General features: G+C 39.8%; 15 protein-coding genes, 1 pseudogene and 1 riboswitch. All 16 genes and pseudogenes read left to right on the top strand.

All coding sequences use genetic code 11. The features are described from left to right. Positions 1–60 precede the first annotated feature (60 nt). The 16 genes and pseudogenes from QFZ31_RS08360 to cysC all read left to right on the top strand — a co-directional run bounded on the left by QFZ31_RS08360 (position 61) and on the right by cysC (position 18261). Entirely contained in the window at positions 61–1638 is a 1578-nt protein-coding gene (locus QFZ31_RS08360) for a spore germination protein (protein WP_307302393.1), read from the top strand. Positions 1639–1652: 14 nt separating this feature from the next. Then, on the top strand, positions 1653–2747 hold the full coding sequence (locus tag QFZ31_RS08355) for a GerAB/ArcD/ProY family transporter (RefSeq protein ID WP_307302391.1): 1095 nt from the start codon (positions 1653–1655) through the stop codon (positions 2745–2747). Then, positions 2744–4003 (top strand): Ger(x)C family spore germination protein, encoded by a 1260-nt coding sequence (locus QFZ31_RS08350; RefSeq protein ID WP_307302390.1) that lies wholly within the window; start codon positions 2744–2746, stop codon positions 4001–4003. The genes QFZ31_RS08355 and QFZ31_RS08350 overlap by 4 nt, the downstream gene beginning before the upstream one ends. Before the next feature lie 317 nt (positions 4004–4320). Next, positions 4321–5944 (top strand): annotated as a pseudogene (locus tag QFZ31_RS08345) (spore germination protein). Continuing rightward, positions 5892–7004, top strand: coding sequence for a GerAB/ArcD/ProY family transporter (locus QFZ31_RS08340; protein WP_307302388.1), 1113 nt, complete (start codon positions 5892–5894; stop codon positions 7002–7004). The pseudogene QFZ31_RS08345 and the gene QFZ31_RS08340 overlap by 53 nt, the downstream one beginning before the upstream one ends. Beyond that, entirely contained in the window at positions 6985–8202 is a 1218-nt protein-coding gene (locus tag QFZ31_RS08335; RefSeq protein ID WP_307302386.1) for a Ger(x)C family spore germination protein, read from the top strand. The genes QFZ31_RS08340 and QFZ31_RS08335 overlap by 20 nt, the downstream gene beginning before the upstream one ends. A gap of 11 nt (positions 8203–8213) precedes the next feature. Beyond that, the gene (locus tag QFZ31_RS08330; protein WP_307302385.1) at positions 8214–8414 is read left to right on the top strand and encodes a CLC_0170 family protein; all 201 of its coding nucleotides are present in this window, start codon (positions 8214–8216) and stop codon (positions 8412–8414) included. Positions 8415–8632: 218 nt separating this feature from the next. Next, a complete protein-coding gene (gene nirB, locus QFZ31_RS08325; protein ID WP_307302384.1) occupies positions 8633–11041 on the top strand; it encodes a nitrite reductase large subunit NirB in 2409 nt (802 codons plus the stop codon). A 15-nt stretch (positions 11042–11056) separates the two neighbouring features. After that, entirely contained in the window at positions 11057–11380 is a 324-nt protein-coding gene (gene nirD, locus QFZ31_RS08320; protein WP_307302382.1) for a nitrite reductase small subunit NirD, read from the top strand. 221 nt (positions 11381–11601) lie between these two features. After that, positions 11602–12450: a formate/nitrite transporter family protein gene (locus QFZ31_RS08315; protein WP_307302380.1), complete on the top strand. Its 849-nt coding sequence runs from the start codon at positions 11602–11604 to the stop codon at positions 12448–12450. Positions 12451–12465: 15 nt separating this feature from the next. Beyond that, the gene (cobA, locus tag QFZ31_RS08310; RefSeq protein WP_307302379.1) at positions 12466–13239 is read left to right on the top strand and encodes a uroporphyrinogen-III C-methyltransferase; all 774 of its coding nucleotides are present in this window, start codon (positions 12466–12468) and stop codon (positions 13237–13239) included. Further along, the gene (locus tag QFZ31_RS08305; RefSeq protein ID WP_307302377.1) at positions 13223–14269 is read left to right on the top strand and encodes an anthranilate phosphoribosyltransferase; all 1047 of its coding nucleotides are present in this window, start codon (positions 13223–13225) and stop codon (positions 14267–14269) included. Before cobA ends, QFZ31_RS08305 begins: the two co-directional genes overlap by 17 nt. 145 nt (positions 14270–14414) lie before the next feature. Further along, positions 14415–14516: riboswitch (SAM riboswitch) on the top strand. 70 nt (positions 14517–14586) lie between these two features. Continuing rightward, positions 14587–15303, top strand: coding sequence for a phosphoadenylyl-sulfate reductase (locus tag QFZ31_RS08300; protein WP_307302375.1), 717 nt, complete (start codon positions 14587–14589; stop codon positions 15301–15303). A 15-nt stretch (positions 15304–15318) separates the two neighbouring features. Beyond that, complete coding sequence (locus tag QFZ31_RS08295) at positions 15319–16377, top strand: inorganic phosphate transporter (protein ID WP_307302373.1); 1059 nt, start codon at positions 15319–15321, stop codon at positions 16375–16377. Positions 16378–16478: 101 nt separating this feature from the next. Next, positions 16479–17648, top strand: a complete 1170-nt coding sequence (gene sat / locus QFZ31_RS08290) for a sulfate adenylyltransferase (RefSeq protein WP_307302372.1) — start codon at positions 16479–16481, stop codon at positions 17646–17648. A 13-nt stretch (positions 17649–17661) separates the two neighbouring features. Beyond that, positions 17662–18261, top strand: coding sequence for an adenylyl-sulfate kinase (gene cysC / locus QFZ31_RS08285; protein WP_307302370.1), 600 nt, complete (start codon positions 17662–17664; stop codon positions 18259–18261). Positions 18262–18277: the final 16 nt, after the last annotated feature.

Below are 18277 nucleotides of genomic sequence, written 5' to 3'. Positions count from 1 at the left end.
TGCTAATATAGGTAGATTATTGTGTCTTTTTAACGGAATTTATCACATTAGGACACTCTCTTGAAACAACAAGTGAAGCCAGTAGGAGTGGTAACGTACATGAGACGTCCATTGTTTAAAAAAATAAAAACAAATCAATTAGAAATCAGTGAAGAGTTGTTACAAAGTGATGAAAGCGTCAAAAACGACTATGTTTCTGGAAATCTCCTGCTTGATGTACCTAAAATAAAGGAGCTTTACTCTTATCCGAAAAATATAGACTTTAAAGTGAGAGAATTCACTATTCATATGATGGGCAGGAAGGCCGTTCTATTTTTTATTCCATCTATGACTGAAACGAAGTTAATTGATGAGGAGATCATAAAGCCACTAATCTTAGCAGCCAAAGAAATTATTGATATTCCTTCTGCAATAAGTATTAGTTCAATCAAAGAAGAGAAGATGATTTCCGCAGCTGTAAGTGAATTAAACACAGGCGCCACTTTGTTACTTGTGGATGGCCTGAATGTGATATATGTGTTAAATACATCATCTTCAGCGGGGCGTAGTGTTGAGAAGCCGCAAAATGAAACTACGTTACTAGGGCCAAAAGAGTCTTTCGTGGAAAGAGCGGACCAAAATATTTCGCTGATTCGGAAAAAAATTCGCTCTGAAGATTTTACTGTTGAAAAAATGATTATTGGCAGTCGTTCCCACAATGAAGTCTATATCATTTACAACAAAGAATTAGCCGGAGAGAAAGTCTTAGATGAAGTAAAATCAAGGATTGGGGCTATTCAAAAAGACGCGGTACAGAACCTAGGTCTCCTGATTCAGCATATAGAAGATCGGTCAACCAGCTTATTTCCGACCATTTTACAAACGGAACGACCTGACAGAGCTGCCTCTTTTATCGAGGATGGTCATGTTATTGTTGTGATGAACAACTCCCCGTTTGCGATCGTAACACCAGCAACTTTTTGGTCCTTTTATCATTCTGCCGACGATCATTATTTAAGATTTATATATGGTAACTTTACAAGGTTTTTGCGGATGACTGCCATGTTTATTACCTTGTTTACTCCTTCTATTTATATCGCAATTACAAATTATCACATTGAAATGCTGCCTGCGGATTTACTCTTAGCGATCGCTGGTGCCCGTGAGATGGTCCCGTTCCCAGCTATTTTAGAATTACTCTTAATGGAAATGGCATTTGAATTAATACGGGAAGCGGGGATTCGAGTACCAACTCCGATTGGTCCAACGATTGGTATTGTTGGTGCACTAATTTTAGGTCAGGCTGCAGTAGAGGCAAATGTGGTTAGTCCCATCGTGGTGATCGTTGTGGCATTAACGGGCCTCTCATCCTTTGCGATAAGTGATGTGAATTTGAATTATGCCATAAGGATAGCTCGATTTGGCTTTCTTTTATCCGCTAGTTTATTTGGTATATTTGGTATGGTTGGTATCTTTATGATCGGATTATTTTATTTATCGGTTATTAAAACGTTTGGTGTCCCTTATTTGGCGCCATTTACACCGAAATACAAGTCTTCAAAAGATACATTATTTCGGAGATTATTAAAGAATGAAAAATTAAGACCAGCCTATGTAAAAACAAAGGATTTAACAAAAGAGCCTGTTCAAAATGAGTGAAAATAGGTGGTAGTTTGGTTAAGGTTGAGAAGGATTTAATAGGTATAAGGGAGTTTTTTTCCGTTATTGTTTTTATGATTAGTACAAAGGCGACAGATATGACGACAACAAGACTTTTCGAAGATACTTTTAATGCTGCCTGGATGGTGATCATTGGGTCCTTTGTCATCATTCTTCCTTCTATCGTTGTTTTAAATCTTATCCTAAAAAAACATCAAACGAAAAATTTACTAGAAATCTTGCAATTAGCGATGGGAAGGTATGTCGCCTTTGGAATCGGGTTTATCCTGTTTCTATTCTTGTTGGTTAACACATCAGTGGAAAGCAGAAGTTATGCGGACCAACTTATTACGATGAATTTCCCGAAAACTCCATTATTTATCCTCTACATTGCATTGTTATTATTTTGTTTATGGGGTGCTAAGAAAGGCTGGGAAGCACTTGGTTCTGTCGCATGGATGATCTTTCCTTACGTTACCATTGCATTAGGGATATTGGTTTTTCTTCTAGCGAAAGATGCTGTAATAAACCGGATATTTCCATTGTTTGGAGCGGGTAAATGGGAGATAGCGAAGTCAAGCTTTGATAATGTACCTATTTATGCAGAAGCCTTTTTCGTTTCTATGTTGTATCCCTTTGTCAAAGATCATAAAACCTATTCGAGAGGTCTTTTAGGTTCGTTAGCTTATTCTGCTTTGATGATGGTGATACTCTATATGTCCTATATATTAGTTTTTGATTCCCAGAGTGTAGGAAAAATAACCTACCCTTTTAATGAAGCAACTAGACTAGTGTCAATTGGAAGAGTCATTACCAATATCGAAACCTTTTTCTTAACTTTTTGGTTATTGGTGATCATAGTAAAGTTTGCTGTTTATCTATACTTGGTAAGTATGTTGTTTGGATATGTTTTTAATATAAAGGAGTTTGAACATACTCTCATTCCAATTACCATATTGGTTCTGTTACTTGGATTGATCCCAACAAATCAATTAGATAATATCTTTATCCTTAAACAAAAAATAATCATGTACTCGAAGTACATGTTGCTGCTCCTTCCTCCGTTGCTTTGGCTAATACTCAAAGTAAAGGCGGTAAAGAATAGATGAGTTACATAAAAATCATTTTAGGGTTGGGGATTGTCTTATCCCTTGCCGGCTGCTGGGATCGGAAAGAGTTAGAGCAAATGTCATATACGATAGCAATTGGATTAGATTTACCTGAGAAGATTGAAGCAAAAGAGAAACAAGCGGTAGATGTAACCTTTCAATTTGCTAATCCAAAGTTGAATATTAAAGGAGCACCAGGACAAGAGGAAGATCCAGAGAGAAATATTGTTACTTTGACAGCACCGGATATTGTAACAGCCAAGAATATGGCTAATTCTTTTATTACAAGGCAAATTTCATTCAGTCACGCTAAAGTAATCGTGGTATCAGAGGAGCTGGCAAGAACAGACGTCTTTTATCGTTTCATGGGATCCGCGCTCAAGGAGAGAGAGGTCCGTAGAGAAACAAGTATTATTGTAACAAAGGAGAATGCATCAGAATTTATTAGAAAAAATAAACCAGAGTCACAGATACGGGCACACAAATATTATCAATTTATAATTGATAGATCAGTTGAAACCGGTTTAGTACCAGAGTCCACGATCAATCGTCTATTAGCGATTACAGATGGAGACGCAGACCTATTTTTAGCAATAAACGGCTCAATTGGTAAAAAAAACAATGGCGTTACATTTAAAGAGGAGGACCAATATTTAGCTGGCAATGTTCCGAAAAAAGGTGGGAATCAGGTGCAGTTAATAGGTTCTGCGGTATTTAAAGAAGGGAAAATGATCGCTAAATTAACAGGAGAAGAAACTCGAAGCGCGCTTATTCTTGATAATACAGCAAGGATAGAAGATATGTATGTGAGTTATCAAGATCCATTGAACGAAAAATATATGGTAGCATGCAGAGTTAAGAAAAAAACGGCTACAAAGGTAAAAATCAAATTAAGAAAGGGTCCACCCGTAATTAATGTCATGGTGCCTATTGAAATTGAAGTATTATCAAGCCCGAGTATGGAAAATTACGCTGAAGATCTACAAAAACAGAGAATCTTGAAAAAGAAGATTGAAAGTGAATTAAAAGAAAATCTAAGTACACTTGTTAAAAGAACCCAAGATGAATTTAAATCAGAACCATTTTATTGGTCTTTATATGCACGTCCGTTATTTAGTTCAACGAAGGAGTACGAGAAGTGGGACTGGACCAATAAAAATTACCCTTTTGCAACCGTGAATATTAAGGTAGATGTAGAAATTGTCGGATTCGGTAAGCAGATGAAGGAATCTGAAATGGAAAAGGTGAGGGATTAGTCGTGCTGGTCATTTTATGGATTGTCGTGCTTTTTGGTGGACTTTATAGTTTCGCACATGCTTATTTCCTTCTTAAGGATAAAAATAAACTAGGTGCTATCGGCATTACCTTAATTGGTTTAGTGATATGCGTGTGTCCCTTCTTCATCAGATTAAAATAATACAGTAAACAGAGGTCTTTCTAGATCTCTGTTTTTTTATCACTATATCCAATGGTCAAGGAGGAATAAAATTGGTGAACTGGTAAAAATTATTAGTTAGGAGGTGAAAGTGTGTCCTTATTTCGAAAGAAGAAACGAACCGTTAAAAAACCTCAATTGTTAACACCGAGTAAATTGGTTTCACAAAAGGAAAACACACCAACTTCTAGCTCCTTAACAGAGACTGAGAAACAAATAAAAGAAATTCTTGGTAATAACGAAGATTTAAAAATAAAACATTTTAAGATTTTTGGCCAATTCTCAGCAGCTTGCGTGTATTTTTCTAGCTTAGTTGATAAAGATTCTCTTAATAAGGATATACTGAAGTCTCTCATGTATGAACCTGAACATTTAATGGGAAAGGAAAAACCACTTACCCAATTGATTGACATGATCCTAACAGAAACGATTTATCATAGTGAGGCAAAGGTTGGAGATAGCATTGATCAATTAATTGAATTGATGCTTCGCGGTGAAACGGTGATTTTTATTGATGGCATCAAGGAAGCCATTCATATTGGAACACGAAAAGTGGAAAAAAGAGCGATTGACCAGCCTCAAACCGAACAAGTCATTTTAGGACCAAGGGAGGGTTTCATTGAAAGCATCGCTACGAATATTGCCTTATTAAGATACAGACTTCCAACACCAGACTTCCAAGTAAAAACCATGAAAATCGGCCGGCTGACAAAATCAACGGTGGCCATTTGTTACCTTAAAGGAATTGCAAATGAGACAGTGATCAAAGAAGTAGAAAAGAGGCTTTCGGAGATTGATATTGATGCCATCCTAGATGTGGGGTATCTAGAACAATTCATTGAAGATAATCCTTTCTCACCATTTCCTCAGACCCAATCGACAGAACGGCCAGATAAAACGGTGGCAAATTTAATAGAGGGACGAGTGGCTATTCTAGTTGATGGCTCACCATTTTCTTTATTGGTACCGGTTGTTTTTAATCAATTTTATCAAACAACAGAGGATTATTCGTCAAGGTTCTTAATGGGAAGTTTTGTTAGACTGGCGCGGATATTGGCTTTAGTGTTTTCACTTGTTTTTCCATCTCTTTACGTATCCCTAATTGCCTTTAACCCGGAACTACTGCCGACAGAATTTGCAGTAGCGGTTGCCGGGGGCCGGGCAGGGGTTCCTTACCCCGCTGTTATCGAGGTTTTGATTATTGAAGTCGCGATGGAAATATTACGAGAGGCTACCGTCCGGCTGCCAAAACAAGTAGGGGGAGCCTTATCCATTGTAGGGGTGCTGGTAATCGGACAGGCGGCTGTTGAAGCAGGTTTATCCAGCCCGATAACAGTTGTGGTTATCGCCTTAACCACAATTGGTTCTTTTGCCACACCCACCTATACAGCAGCTTTTGCACTAAGGATGCTGAGATTTCCTATCATGATTTTGGCTGGGATTTTCGGACTATACGGCGTGATGGTAGGTGTTATCTTTATTTTTAATCATATGCTCTCTTTAAAAATCTTTTGGTGTCCCATATATGGCACCTGTTTCTCCCTCTGACTATGAAGGGATGAAAGATGTTGTGGTACGGAGTCCGTTATGGTGGATGCCGAAAAGACCGGACTTTCTTCATCCATCTAACCAATCTAGACTTCCAGAAAGTGAAAATAAGATGTTAGAGAATAGCAAACTAGGAAATGATCAGCGGGAGGGAACAACCGATGGGGGATCCGAAGGAAATAACAGCACTTCAAGCCACAACGATCTTAATTAGTACGATTATTGGAGTAGGTGTTCTCCCATTGCCTATGTTTGCAGTCAGAGCAGGAGAAACAAGCGCTCCATTTGTCACCTTTACCGGAATAGTTATGGCAGCCATTGGATTAATGATCCTAACCTATCTTGGGATTCGCCACCCGCAAAAAACCATTATTACCTATAGTCAAGATATCATTGGGAAATGGCTGGGCAAGACTTTTAGCATAGTTGTCATCTTCTTTTTTTTAATATTAACCAGTCTGACAGCACGAGAGTTTGGTGCGGTTGTGGTATCGGCAGTGCTAAGAGAAACACCTTTAGAAGTCACAGTTATTGTCATGCTTTTATTGGCAGCGATTAGCTGTCGGAACAATATCAATGTTTTTGCCTATATCCACAATTTGTATGTCCCTATGATATTGGCACCCGTTTTAATTGTCGTTGCCTTTTCATTGAAGAATGCCAATCTCTTATATTTACGTCCAATTTTTATAGGAAATGATCTTCGGAATATGGCTGGAGGGATGCTCACCGTTTCAGCGCTATTTCAGGGGTCCTTCATTATTACGATGATTATTCCGGCCATGAAAACGCCCAAAAAAGCTATGCAGGCTAGTTTATGGGGAATCCTGATTTCAGGAGGACTATACTTATTAATTGTGATTGCTACGGTGGCTATTTTTGGACCAGAAGAAATTAAACAAATCTTTTGGCCTACGTTAGAACTGGCTCGGACAACAGCAATTCCAGGTAATATCCTACAAAGGCTCGATATCATCTTTTTGGCGGTATGGGTTTTGGCTGTTTTTACTACCTTATTCTCAAGTTACTACTTTACCATCCATTCTATTAAAGAGCTTTTCAGACTTAAGGACCATAAAGTACTCTCTTATTTTATTCTGCCATTTGTGTTTTTTTTGGCGATGGCACCGCAAAACGTTTTACACATGTATGAGATTATCCAATTAATCGGAAGAGCAGGTTTACTTATTACAATTATCTATCCTGCTTTCCTTTTACTAATCGATTTCCTCAGGAGCTGGAGGAGGAAAAAAAATGTGGCAAAAGCATCGTAAGATAAAAGTTGTTATTATGTTTTACTTCCTCATACCACTACTATCAGGCTGCTGGGACAGTAAAGAAATTGAACAAAGAGCAAATGTTTTAGCAATTGGAATCGATAAAGCTAGTGAGAAGGATCGCAAAATGGAAGATGAGGTTTCCCATTTAAGTGAAAAGTATCCGATTCCTGATGAAGAAATGATTAAGGTTACGGCCCAAATCGCTGTCCCTGGAGAAATACCACTGGGTCCACAGCAGCCTGGGGGTTCTGTAAAGCCTGTTTTGGTGGTGGAGGTTGTTGGTCATACTATAGAGGATGCGATACTAAATCTCCAGCAGGAAGTTGCAGATGAAGTGTTTCTAGGTCACTTACGAATTATAGTCCTAAGTGAGGAAATAGCAAGAACAGGAACAGCCCGTTTTAATGATTTTCTTAGACGTAATCCCGAAATTCGAAGAACAGCCTCTCTAGTGGTCTCAAAGGAATCAGCTTCAAAATATATGAATATTATCCCAGAGCTCGAACGTATCCCATCGCTTTATTTAGCAGACATGGTTGACAATTTATCTGCAATAGGAAAATATCCACCCAGCTTTATTGGTCTTTTTTGGACCATTTACTCTAGTAAGGGGCAGGATCCTTACCTCCCATATTTAGAACTTAAAGGAAAGTCTACTATACAACTTAACGGTCTTGCTTATTTCAATAAGGATAGAATGGTCGGAAAGACAAATCCTTTGGAAATAGGTATCTTTATGGCCGTAAGAGGAATCGGCAGAGGCGGGTATGGAGCATTTGCTGAAGTCCCCGGCACTGATGAATCAGTTTTAGTAAGAGCCGTTAGCCGAAATACAAGGACGAAAGTCATGCTTAAGAATGGCAGACCACATGTCTCAATCAAGGTCCAATATGAAAGTGAGATTGATGAAAAGGAAAGCGCAAAAATACAACTGTCAGATTCAGCTATATTGAAAAAGATTGAGAAGGAAACTTCTAAAAACACCAAAAAGGCAATTGAAAAATTAATTGCAAAGACGCAAAAAACAAAATCTGATATTTTTGGGTTTGGTGAACATTTTCGAGCTAAATTACCGCGGTATTGGAACAAAAGCGTAAAGACAAAAGATAAATGGGAGGAAATTTATCAGAATCTTACATTTGATGTTAAGGTTGATTCCCATATTCACCGCGTTGGCATGAAATCTAAATAAGGAGTTTTTTTATGTATATCGGATATTTAAATTATGTAATCGTACTCTGCTGGGTAACAGGGGGATTAATCCTACTTACCGATGTAAAAGCTTATAAAAATGCTTCGCTCAAAAAAGAACAGAAGGTGTCAGAATTTTTAGGATTGGTCAATATTTCAATTGGCTTTGGGTTAATTGCTGGAGATTACATATTTACACATTTCATGTGGTGATTTGGTTTTTGGACTTCATTCTGAGGTCCAATTTTTTTATGAATTTTGTGAGTAAATGTATCCGTTATCACCTTGATAAAATAAAGGTTTTTAGGATGCTTTACCCGGTTAAAGCGGTGAAATAATGTGTAAGATAACCTTCCAAAGTGATGTTAATAAAGTTGTCATGATGTTATAAATAATTCAGATAATTCAAAACGAATAAGGAAGGTGTTCACATGATAAAACAAAAGCTAGTTCTCATAGGGAATGGAATGGCAGGAGTCAGAGCGATTGAAGAAGTGTTGAAAATAAATCCAGAAGGATTTGAAATTACGATTTTTGGCACTGAGCCCTATCCAAATTATAATCGAATTCAGTTATCAAAGGTCCTGCAGGGTGGTACTTCAGTGAGTGACATTACCTTAAATGACTGGGAATGGTACGAAGATAACAAGATCCGTTTTTATCCTGGAGAGACGGTAACATCCCTTAATACAACAAACCAAACTGTGAGTACCGATAAAGGGCGAATTGAGTCCTATGATCAGTTAATTATTGCCACAGGCTCTAACCCATTCATGCTTCCATTACCAGGCGCAGATAAGGAAGGAGTAAAGGCGTTTCGGAATATAAAAGATTGCGAAGAGATGATTGAATATTCAAAAAGACACAAAAAAGCGGCGGTCATTGGCGGAGGCCTACTTGGATTGGAAGCAGCGAGAGGCCTTCTTAACCTCGGAATGGAGGTAGATGTCATTCATATTTTCGATTACTTAATGGAGCGTCAGTTAGATAGAACGGCAGGTAAATTGCTGCAAACAGAACTAGAAAAACAGGGAATGAATTTTATATTACAAAAAAATACTGCAGAAATTACCGGCAGAAAACATGTCACAGGACTAAAGTTTTCGGATGGCAGCAGAATTAAAGCAGATTTGGTCGTGATGGCGGTTGGGATTAAACCGAATGTCGCGTTGGCACAAGAAGCAGGTATACCCGTTAACCGAGGTATCCTTGTGAATGATTATTTAGAGACAGACATCCCGAATGTGTTTGCGGTAGGAGAATGTGCCGAGCACCGCGGAATTGCCTACGGATTAGTGGCTCCTCTATACCAGCAAGGACAAGTATTAGCGAAAAGACTTTGTGGAGTGCGAGATAATGGCTACCAAGGTTCTGTATTATCAACCCAATTAAAGGTGTCTGGTGTCGATGTATTCTCGGCAGGAAAAATCAATGAAGATGAGAGTACCAAAGTATATAAAATGTACGACGATTGGAATGGAACTTATAAAAAAGTACTCATTGAAGACGGAAAAATTGCAGGTGCTGTCCTGTTCGGTGATACAAAGGACGGAAATAAGTTATTCGACTTTATTAAAAAAGGGGCACTGATTGAGGAGTATTTAGAGTCATCTCAAAGTGCTAATTCTGAGGTTAATTTAGTAGCAAGCATGCCTGATGAGGAGATTATTTGCGGCTGTAATGGTGTCACAAAAGGAAGTATTGTCGAGGCAATTAAAGCAAATGGATTAACGACAGTTGATCAGGTGAAAGGGTGTACGAACGCTTCCCGTTCATGTGGGGGGTGTAAATCACTTGTTTCTGATTTACTTGCTTGTACACTTGGAGAACACTTTCAAGCGGACCAAAAGGAAGCAATCTGTGGCTGTACCACATTATCAAGAGATGAAGTACTTGCCGAAATCCGTGAAAAGGGTCTCACCCATATTCGCGAGGTAATGAACGTGCTGGAGTGGGAGTCTGATGGCTGTTCAAAATGTAAACCAGCTTTAAATTATTACTTGGGAATGATCAATCCACTGAAATATCAAGACGAGCACGAAGCCAGATATGTCAATGAAAGAATGCATGCGAATATCCAAAAAGATGGTACCTACTCCGTTGTTCCAAGAATGTATGGCGGCGTTACAACTTCCGAAGACCTAAGGAAAATTGCCGATGTTGCTGATAAATATAAGGTTGGCATGATAAAGGTTACGGGCGGTCAACGTATTGATTTACTCGGTGTATACAAAGAAGACCTGCCAAAGATTTGGGCAGAGCTTGATATGCCATCTGGGTCAGCATATTCTAAAGGACTTCGCACTGTAAAAACCTGTGTAGGTGAAAATTTCTGCCGGTTTGGAACACAGGATTCAATTGGAATGGGAATCAGACTAGAAAGGAAGTTCGAAGGTCTAAACACTCCGCATAAAGTGAAAATGGCTGTGTCAGCCTGTCCGCGTAACTGTGCAGAAAGCGGAATTAAAGATGTAGGTGTTGTCGGTGTAGAAGGCGCTTGGGAAATGTATGTCGGCGGCAATGGCGGGACACATCTGCGTGAAGCGGATTTGTTGTTTAAGTTCAAATCAGGTGATGAGTTGGTCGAGATGATTGGGGCATTCCTTCAATATTATCGTGAAAGTGCTAAATACCTAGAAAGGACTTCAGCATGGGTGGAGCGCTTAGGGATAGACCATATTAGAGATGTACTATCGGATGAATTAATGGTCAAGGAATACAATAATCGAATCGATGAGGCGCTGTCTGTGGTTCAAGATCCATGGAAAGAAGCGATTAATAATAAAAACCTTTTAAGAGACTTATATCAAAATGTAAAGGTACCAGTAGAAACGAAATAATGGGGAGTGGATCTTATGGAAAAAACATTACGCAGCGTCTTCATTGGGGAAGTAGCAGAATTACCGCAAAAGTTGGGAAAAACAGTCATCGTTGGCAATAAGGAAATCGCCGTTTTTAAAACGGAAAATGGCGATATCCGAGCCATTGAGAACCGCTGTCCCCATAAAGGCGGCGTCCTTGCAGAAGGAATACTCAGTGGGGAATATGTATTTTGCCCCATGCATGACTGGAAAATAAGTGTTAAAGACGGCAATGTCCAGGCGCCAGATGTAGGTTGCGTTCAGACTTACCCAGTGGAGGTTAATGGCGGTCAAGTCTATGTCTTAATCAGAGAATAGATGGGGATGTCGGTCTCTTTCAATAGGTTAATAGTGACCGAGTCAGGGCAGCGATCGTGGTTCGGTCACTATGAAGGGTTCATAGTGACCGAAATCGATTAGGGATAGTGGTTTGGGTAACTATAGGAGGTTCATAGTGACCCAAATCGAAAAAAGATTCACTAAAAAAGTGGAAATTGAACAATTAATAATACAAGGTCATTAAAATTAGGGGGGTGAAAATGATGGCGATTATAAGTCCAAATCAAGTAGTGGAAAGTATGATTCAAGCAGGAAAAGTAAAGGCTAAATTACCTGTAAAGGATCTGCTCATCAGAGGAGCACTAGGTGGAGCATTGCTCGGATTTGGCACGACATTGGCTTTTACAGCTGAGATCCAAACAGGGTTAGGGATTGTTGGGGCATTACTATTTCCAGCTGCATTTGTCATTATTATTCTCCTTGGATTGGAATTAGTTACGGGTAGTTTTGCTCTCATTCCCGTTGCAGTAATGGCGAAAAAAGCAACAGGAACCGAGATGTTAAAGAATTGGTTTTGGGTCATTATTGGTCATGTAATTGGAGCTGTTTTTTACGCCATTCTATATATAATAGCAGTTACACAGCTCGGCCAGGTCACCAATCATGCAGTTGCAGCAAAGATTCTTGCAGTGGCGGAAACGAAAACGCTAGGGTACAAAAGTCTTGGTTCAGAAGGTTTGCTCATCGTATTTGTAAAAGCGCTGCTCTGTAATTGGATGGTGACACTTGGTGCAGTAATGGCGATGACGACAAAGTCCGTAATTGGAAAAATTGCGGCAATGTGGCTGCCAATATTAATATTCTTTGCCCAAGGCTTTGAGCACGCTGTGGTAAATATGTTTGTCATCCCAGCAGGCATGATTCTTGGCGCAGATATTAGCATGGCTGATTGGTGGCTGTGGAATCAAATACCTGTGCTAATTGGAAATTTAGTCAGCGGGGTTCTTTTTACCGGATTTGCGCTGTATTACACACATGGGAAACAAGAATCGAAAATTGTTTTGGAAATACCCACAACAAAAGCAGCTGTATCGGGTACACAGCGATAGGAAGGAGCGAAGGTTATGGGGAAAGCGTATATTGTTGGAGCAGGTCCGGGTGACCCGGAATTAATAACGGTAAAGGCGTTAAGATGTATCCAGAATGCAGATGTTATTCTTTATGACCGTCTGGTTAATCCAGAACTGTTAAAGGAAGCAAAAAGGAATTGTCATCTTATTTATTGTGGGAAACAACCAAATTATCATACATTACAGCAAGAAACAATCAACCATCTGTTAGTCAAGTACACCAAACAGGGGAAAAACGTTGTGCGATTAAAAGGCGGTGATCCTTTCGTATTTGGACGCGGAGCGGAGGAAGTAGAAGCCCTAATGGAAAATGGACTTTCCGTTGAAGTAGTTCCAGGTATAACAGCAGGTATCGCCGCCCCTGCGTATGCTGGAATTCCAATTACACATCGAGAATTAGGCAGTTCTTTTGCTGTCGTAACGGGGCACAAGCCGAAGGGGAAACCAACGGATATTAATTGGAAAAGTCTCGCAACTGCAGTTGATACGCTGGCGATCTATATGGGAATCACAAATCTTCCTTATATTTGCGAGGAATTATTAAAGTGTGGAAAAAAAGAAGATACCCCTGTAGCCATCATTCAGCAAGGGACAACGTTGGCACAGCGTACCGTTACAGGAACATTAAGTTCAATTGTCAGTGTAGTTGAAAAAGAAGGAATCCAAAATCCTGCAATGATTGTTGTTGGAGAAGTCGTCACCTTCCGTGATAAAATATGTTTATTAGAAGCAGAGGGGAAGGCGGAAAGCTATGCAACAATGGCTTAAAGAAGTCGCAAGAGGAAAAAGAGGGTCCAAGGACTTAGACTATCAACAAACAAAAGAAGTTGCTCAATCTATAATTAGTGGCAAAGCGACAGATGCGCAAATTGCAGCCTATCTGATTGCACTCCGTTTGAAAACGGAATCGCCGGAGGAATTGCTCGCATTTGTGCATGCCTATCAGGATGTTAGTAATAAACTAGAACCGTCAAACCAGTCCATTATTGATCTAGCCAGTCCGTATAATGGAAGGAATTCTTTTACAGGAAGTATACCAACAGCCATTTTGATGGCTGAATACGGCATTCCTGTATTTTTACATGGAAGTGACTCACTGCCGCCGAAATATGGAACGACGATCATGGAGATTCTTTTACAATTAGGTCTAAATGTTTCTCAAACGCCCCAAGGGCTGGCAAAAACAATCGAGGTAGCAGGAATTGCTTTCGCTAATACTGAGGAATATTGCTCTAGTTTAGGAAGGCTGCGCGGGATTCGTAAAGAGCTTGGGGTAAGAACTCTGTTTAATACAGTAGAGAAGTTATTAAATCTAGCAAATGCAAATTCACTGATGATGGGCGCTTATCACCGAACGGCGATTAACAAAATCGCACCTATTTTTAAAGAGCTTTCCTTTAAAAATGTTTATGTGGTTCAAGGAATGGAAGGTTCTGAGGATTTGCCTGTTCACCGCAATAGCTTTATTTATAAAATAACAGACAAAAATATCGAATCATCGATTGTAAAACCAGAGGAATATGGGCTGTTGGTGCAAGAGTTTGATAAAGATACCAAGCTATCTGCACAAGAACAGTCTGACATTACGCTGGCGATTCTGAGCGGGGAACAATCCAAATCATTACAGCCATTTTACAATCAAGTGCTTTTTAATACTGGCATTCGCTATTTCCTGTTCGGTGTCGTCAATGATATAGGAGAGGGTATAGAGATAGCTAAACAACAACTGAACGAACAACGAGGTTTAAGTCAATTAGAAAAATGGAAGGTAAGTCAGCCTGAAAATATTACTTCGTAACATGAGCGTTCTGGACGAATATCTGTCTAGGACGCTTATTTTTTATAAGGCTAAAAATGTAGACAAATTAATTTTTCTTAATTTTGTATTTTTTCATTTACATAAAACCTATTGGTATGGTAGGATTAATTTCATCAATTACAAATACTTATCAAGAGAGGCTGAGGGACTGGTCCTATGAAGCCCGGCAACCTGCTGTGCAAGGTGCTAATTCCAGCAAAATGATCTTCATTTTGGGAGATAAGGCGTTTAACTTTCGTGAGATGCCTTTCCTTTTCGGGAAAGGCTTTTTTGATAAACAGAGGAGGTTTATAGTAATGACTACAACGGTAACATATGAAAACTGGAATGAGATATCCGATCAATTCTCTATTGAGGATAAAACAAAGGGAGCAAAATCGGTATTGGAGTGGGCATACAACTCTTATCCAGAAGACCAAATTGTCTATGCATCCAGTTTTGGTGCTGAAGCGATTGTGTTAATCGACCTCATCCAACAGGTTAAGCCAGACGCGCATATTGTTTTCTTAGATACTGGCTTACACTTTCCGGAAACATATGAGGTTATTAACAAAATCGAAGAGCGTTTTCCTTCATTAAGGATTGAACGAAAACTGCCAAAGCTAACATTAGATGAGCAACGCGAGCAATATGGGTCAGCACTATGGAAGAGGGAGCCTAACCAATGCTGTAATATCCGCAAAGTCATTCCATTAAGGGAGACGCTGACGGCGAAACAAGCGTGGATCTCAGGGCTTCGCCGAGAACAATCACCAACTAGAGCAAATACTCAATTTCTTAATAAAGATGATAAGTTTCAGAATATTAAAATCTGTCCGCTTATTCACTGGACATGGGACGAAGTTTGGGCCTATATCAAGGAAAAAGATCTCCCTTACAATACCTTGCATGATCAAAATTACCCTAGTATCGGCTGTTTTCCTTGTACACAGCCTGTTACGGCAGATGGTGATTCACGTGCAGGACGCTGGGCGGGAAGCGGCAAGACGGAGTGTGGCTTACACACATCCTAAAAGGGGGCTTTTAGATTGCTCACAGTTATAGCAGTAATAATAGGATTATTTTTTGCAGTCAATATTGGTGCTAGCGGTGCCGCTGCTTCGATGGGGATTTCTTATGGAGCGGGTGTAGTAAAGAAAAGGCTGGCATTGTTAATGTGCGGTGTTACCGTATTCTTTGGGGCATGGCTAGGTGGTGGCGAAGTGGTAAAAACCATTGGCAGCGGAATTGTACCCAACAGCACTTTTACCGTACCAATCGCTCTGATCGTTTTAGCTTCAGCAGCACTATCGTTATTTTTGGCGAATATATTTGGGATACCACTTTCCACAAGTGAAGTAGCAGTAGGGTCAGTGGTAGGGGCCGGTATTGTTTATCAATCTGTCTTTGTTAGCAATCTAGCATGGATTATGGTCTTTTGGCTGCTTACTCCTATCGCGGCATTTGTGATTGCCATCCTGGCTGCGAATCTATTAAAAATTAAAACATTGAAACGGTGGATGGAGGCGCCGAAAGCCATTCCTATCCTATCCGTACTTGTCGTATGTATGGGATTATTTGAAGCTTTCTCAGCGGGGATGAACAATGTTGCCAATGCTGTGGGACCGCTAGTCGGGGCTGATATCATGTCGACCAGTGCCGGTATTTTCTGGGGCGGGCTTTTTGTAGCAGCTGGTGCCATTCTGTTAGGTCATCGTGTTCTTGAAACAAATGGGAAGAAAATTACAACGCTTCGTCTGGAAGAGGGCTGTGTCATTTCTGGAACAGGAGCAGCGATTGTTACTGTCGCCTCTGTTTTCGGCATCCCTGTACCACTGACACAAATCACAACATCTTCAATCATCGGCATTGGCTTTGCCAAACATGGCAAGTCTGTCTTAAAAAAAGGTATAGTGGTTCAGCTTCTTACGGTTTGGATTGTGTCACCTGTTTTATCCATGGTGCTTTCTTATACACTTATCCAATTGCTGATTGAACATAACTTTTATCCGATTGTAGCAATGGCAGGCGTTTTAATCTCCGTATTTGGAGTGTCGTCATTGATGAAAAGGTCAAATCAACCAGTCATAGAAACGGCAGAAAAGTAGTTTGATAGCTTCACTAAAACATTTTGATTTCAACGATAAATTCTTTATCGCTGATATAAATCTCTAATTTAGAGGATTTTTATAAAAAAAACGTAAATTCAATGAAGAAAGGTTTGATTCTGTTGTCATTTTTACCAGCACCTCATGGAGGTAAACTAATCCAAGCATTTGATCCAAACTATGATGTTACATCTATCGAAAAAGACCTAGAAATCGACGCCATTGCCTTAAGTGACCTTGAGTTGATCGGTGTTGGGTTATTTAGTCCACTAACCGGTTTCCTTGGAAAAGCAGATTATGAAAATGTTGTAGAGAACATGCGACTTAGTGACAATACGATTTGGTCAATTCCTGTTACACTTCCTGTTTCATATGAAACAGCAGCAACACTTGAAGTTGGGGAGAAAATCAAGCTAGTTTACAATAAAGAGGTATATGGAGTTATAACTGTTTCAGAATGGTATGAACCGAATTTAGACAAGGAAGCCGTAGAGGTCTATAGAACACTTGAAACTGCTCATCCAGGAGTAAAGCGTCTGTATGAAAGAGGACCTGTCTATGTGGCTGGTGAAGTAGTGTTAGTTAAAAAGCCGGAAAAAGGAATCTTTGGAGACGTTTGGTTCGAGCCGAAAGAAACACGTGCATTGTTTGAAGAAAAAGGCTGGAAAACAGTTGTCGGTTTCCAAACAAGAAATCCTATTCACCGTGCACATGAGTACATTCAAAAAGCAGCACTTGAAACTGTTGATGGACTTTTCGTGAATCCACTTGTTGGGGAAACAAAGTCTGACGATATCCCTGCTGATGTTCGTCTAAAAAGCTATCGTGTCCTTCTTGAAAACTACTACCCAGCGGAACGTGTACAGCTTGGTGTCTACCCAGCGGCAATGAGATATGCAGGACCAAGAGAAGCGATTTTCCATGCAATTGCCCGTAAAAACTTTGGTTGCACGCATTTTATCGTTGGCCGTGATCACGCAGGTGTAGGTAATTATTATGGTACGTACGATGCTCAATTAATTTTTAATGAATTTCCTGAAGGGGAACTTGGTATTAAACCTTTATTCTTTGAACATAGCTTCTATTGCACAAAGTGTGAAGGAATGGCTTCTGATAAAACTTGCCCGCATAGTAACGAAGACAGAGTGATCCTTTCTGGAACAAAAGTAAGAGAATTGCTTCGTGCAGGCCAGCTTCCACCATCCACTTTCAGCCGTAAAGAGGTTGTTGAAGTGTTGATTGAAGGAATGAAAGAAGAGACGACGGTTTAAGGAGGAGAAACAAATGACAAAAGCAACGAATATCACTTGGCATGCTAGTACCGTTTCAAAATCCGACCGTCATGCTCAAAATGGTCATGGAAGCTGTGTACTTTGGTTTACAGGACTTTCTGGTTCTGGTAAATCCACGATTGCAAACGCCGTTTCAAGCGCATTGTACCGTCAGGGTATTAATGAATATGTTTTAGATGGTGATAATATCCGCCATGGATTAAATAAAGACCTTGGTTTTTCAGACCATGACCGGACAGAGAATATCAGAAGAATTGGCGAAGTTGCTAAATTGTTTGTAGATAGCGGTGCCGTTGTAACGACGGCATTTATCTCGCCATTCCGTTCCGACCGCGACCAAGTTCGGGCCATTTTCCAAGAAGGCGAGTTTATCGAAGTTTTTGTTGACTGTCCAATTGAAGAATGTGAAAAGCGTGATCCGAAGCAGTTATATGCAAAGGCTCGACGCGGGGAAATAAAGGATTTCACTGGGATTGATTCCCCTTATGAAGCACCAGAGTTTCCAGAAATTACAGTCCGTTCTGACCTTTTAACAGTGGAAGAGGCAGTGAATCAAATATTAAGTTACCTCCAAGAAAAGAACATTCTCTAACATGAGTTGATAAGAA

Source organism: Neobacillus niacini, assembly GCF_030817595.1.
Taxonomy (GTDB): domain Bacteria; phylum Bacillota; class Bacilli; order Bacillales; family Cytobacillaceae; genus Neobacillus; species Neobacillus niacini_G.
This window is presented reverse-complemented; position numbering and strand designations above follow the sequence as displayed.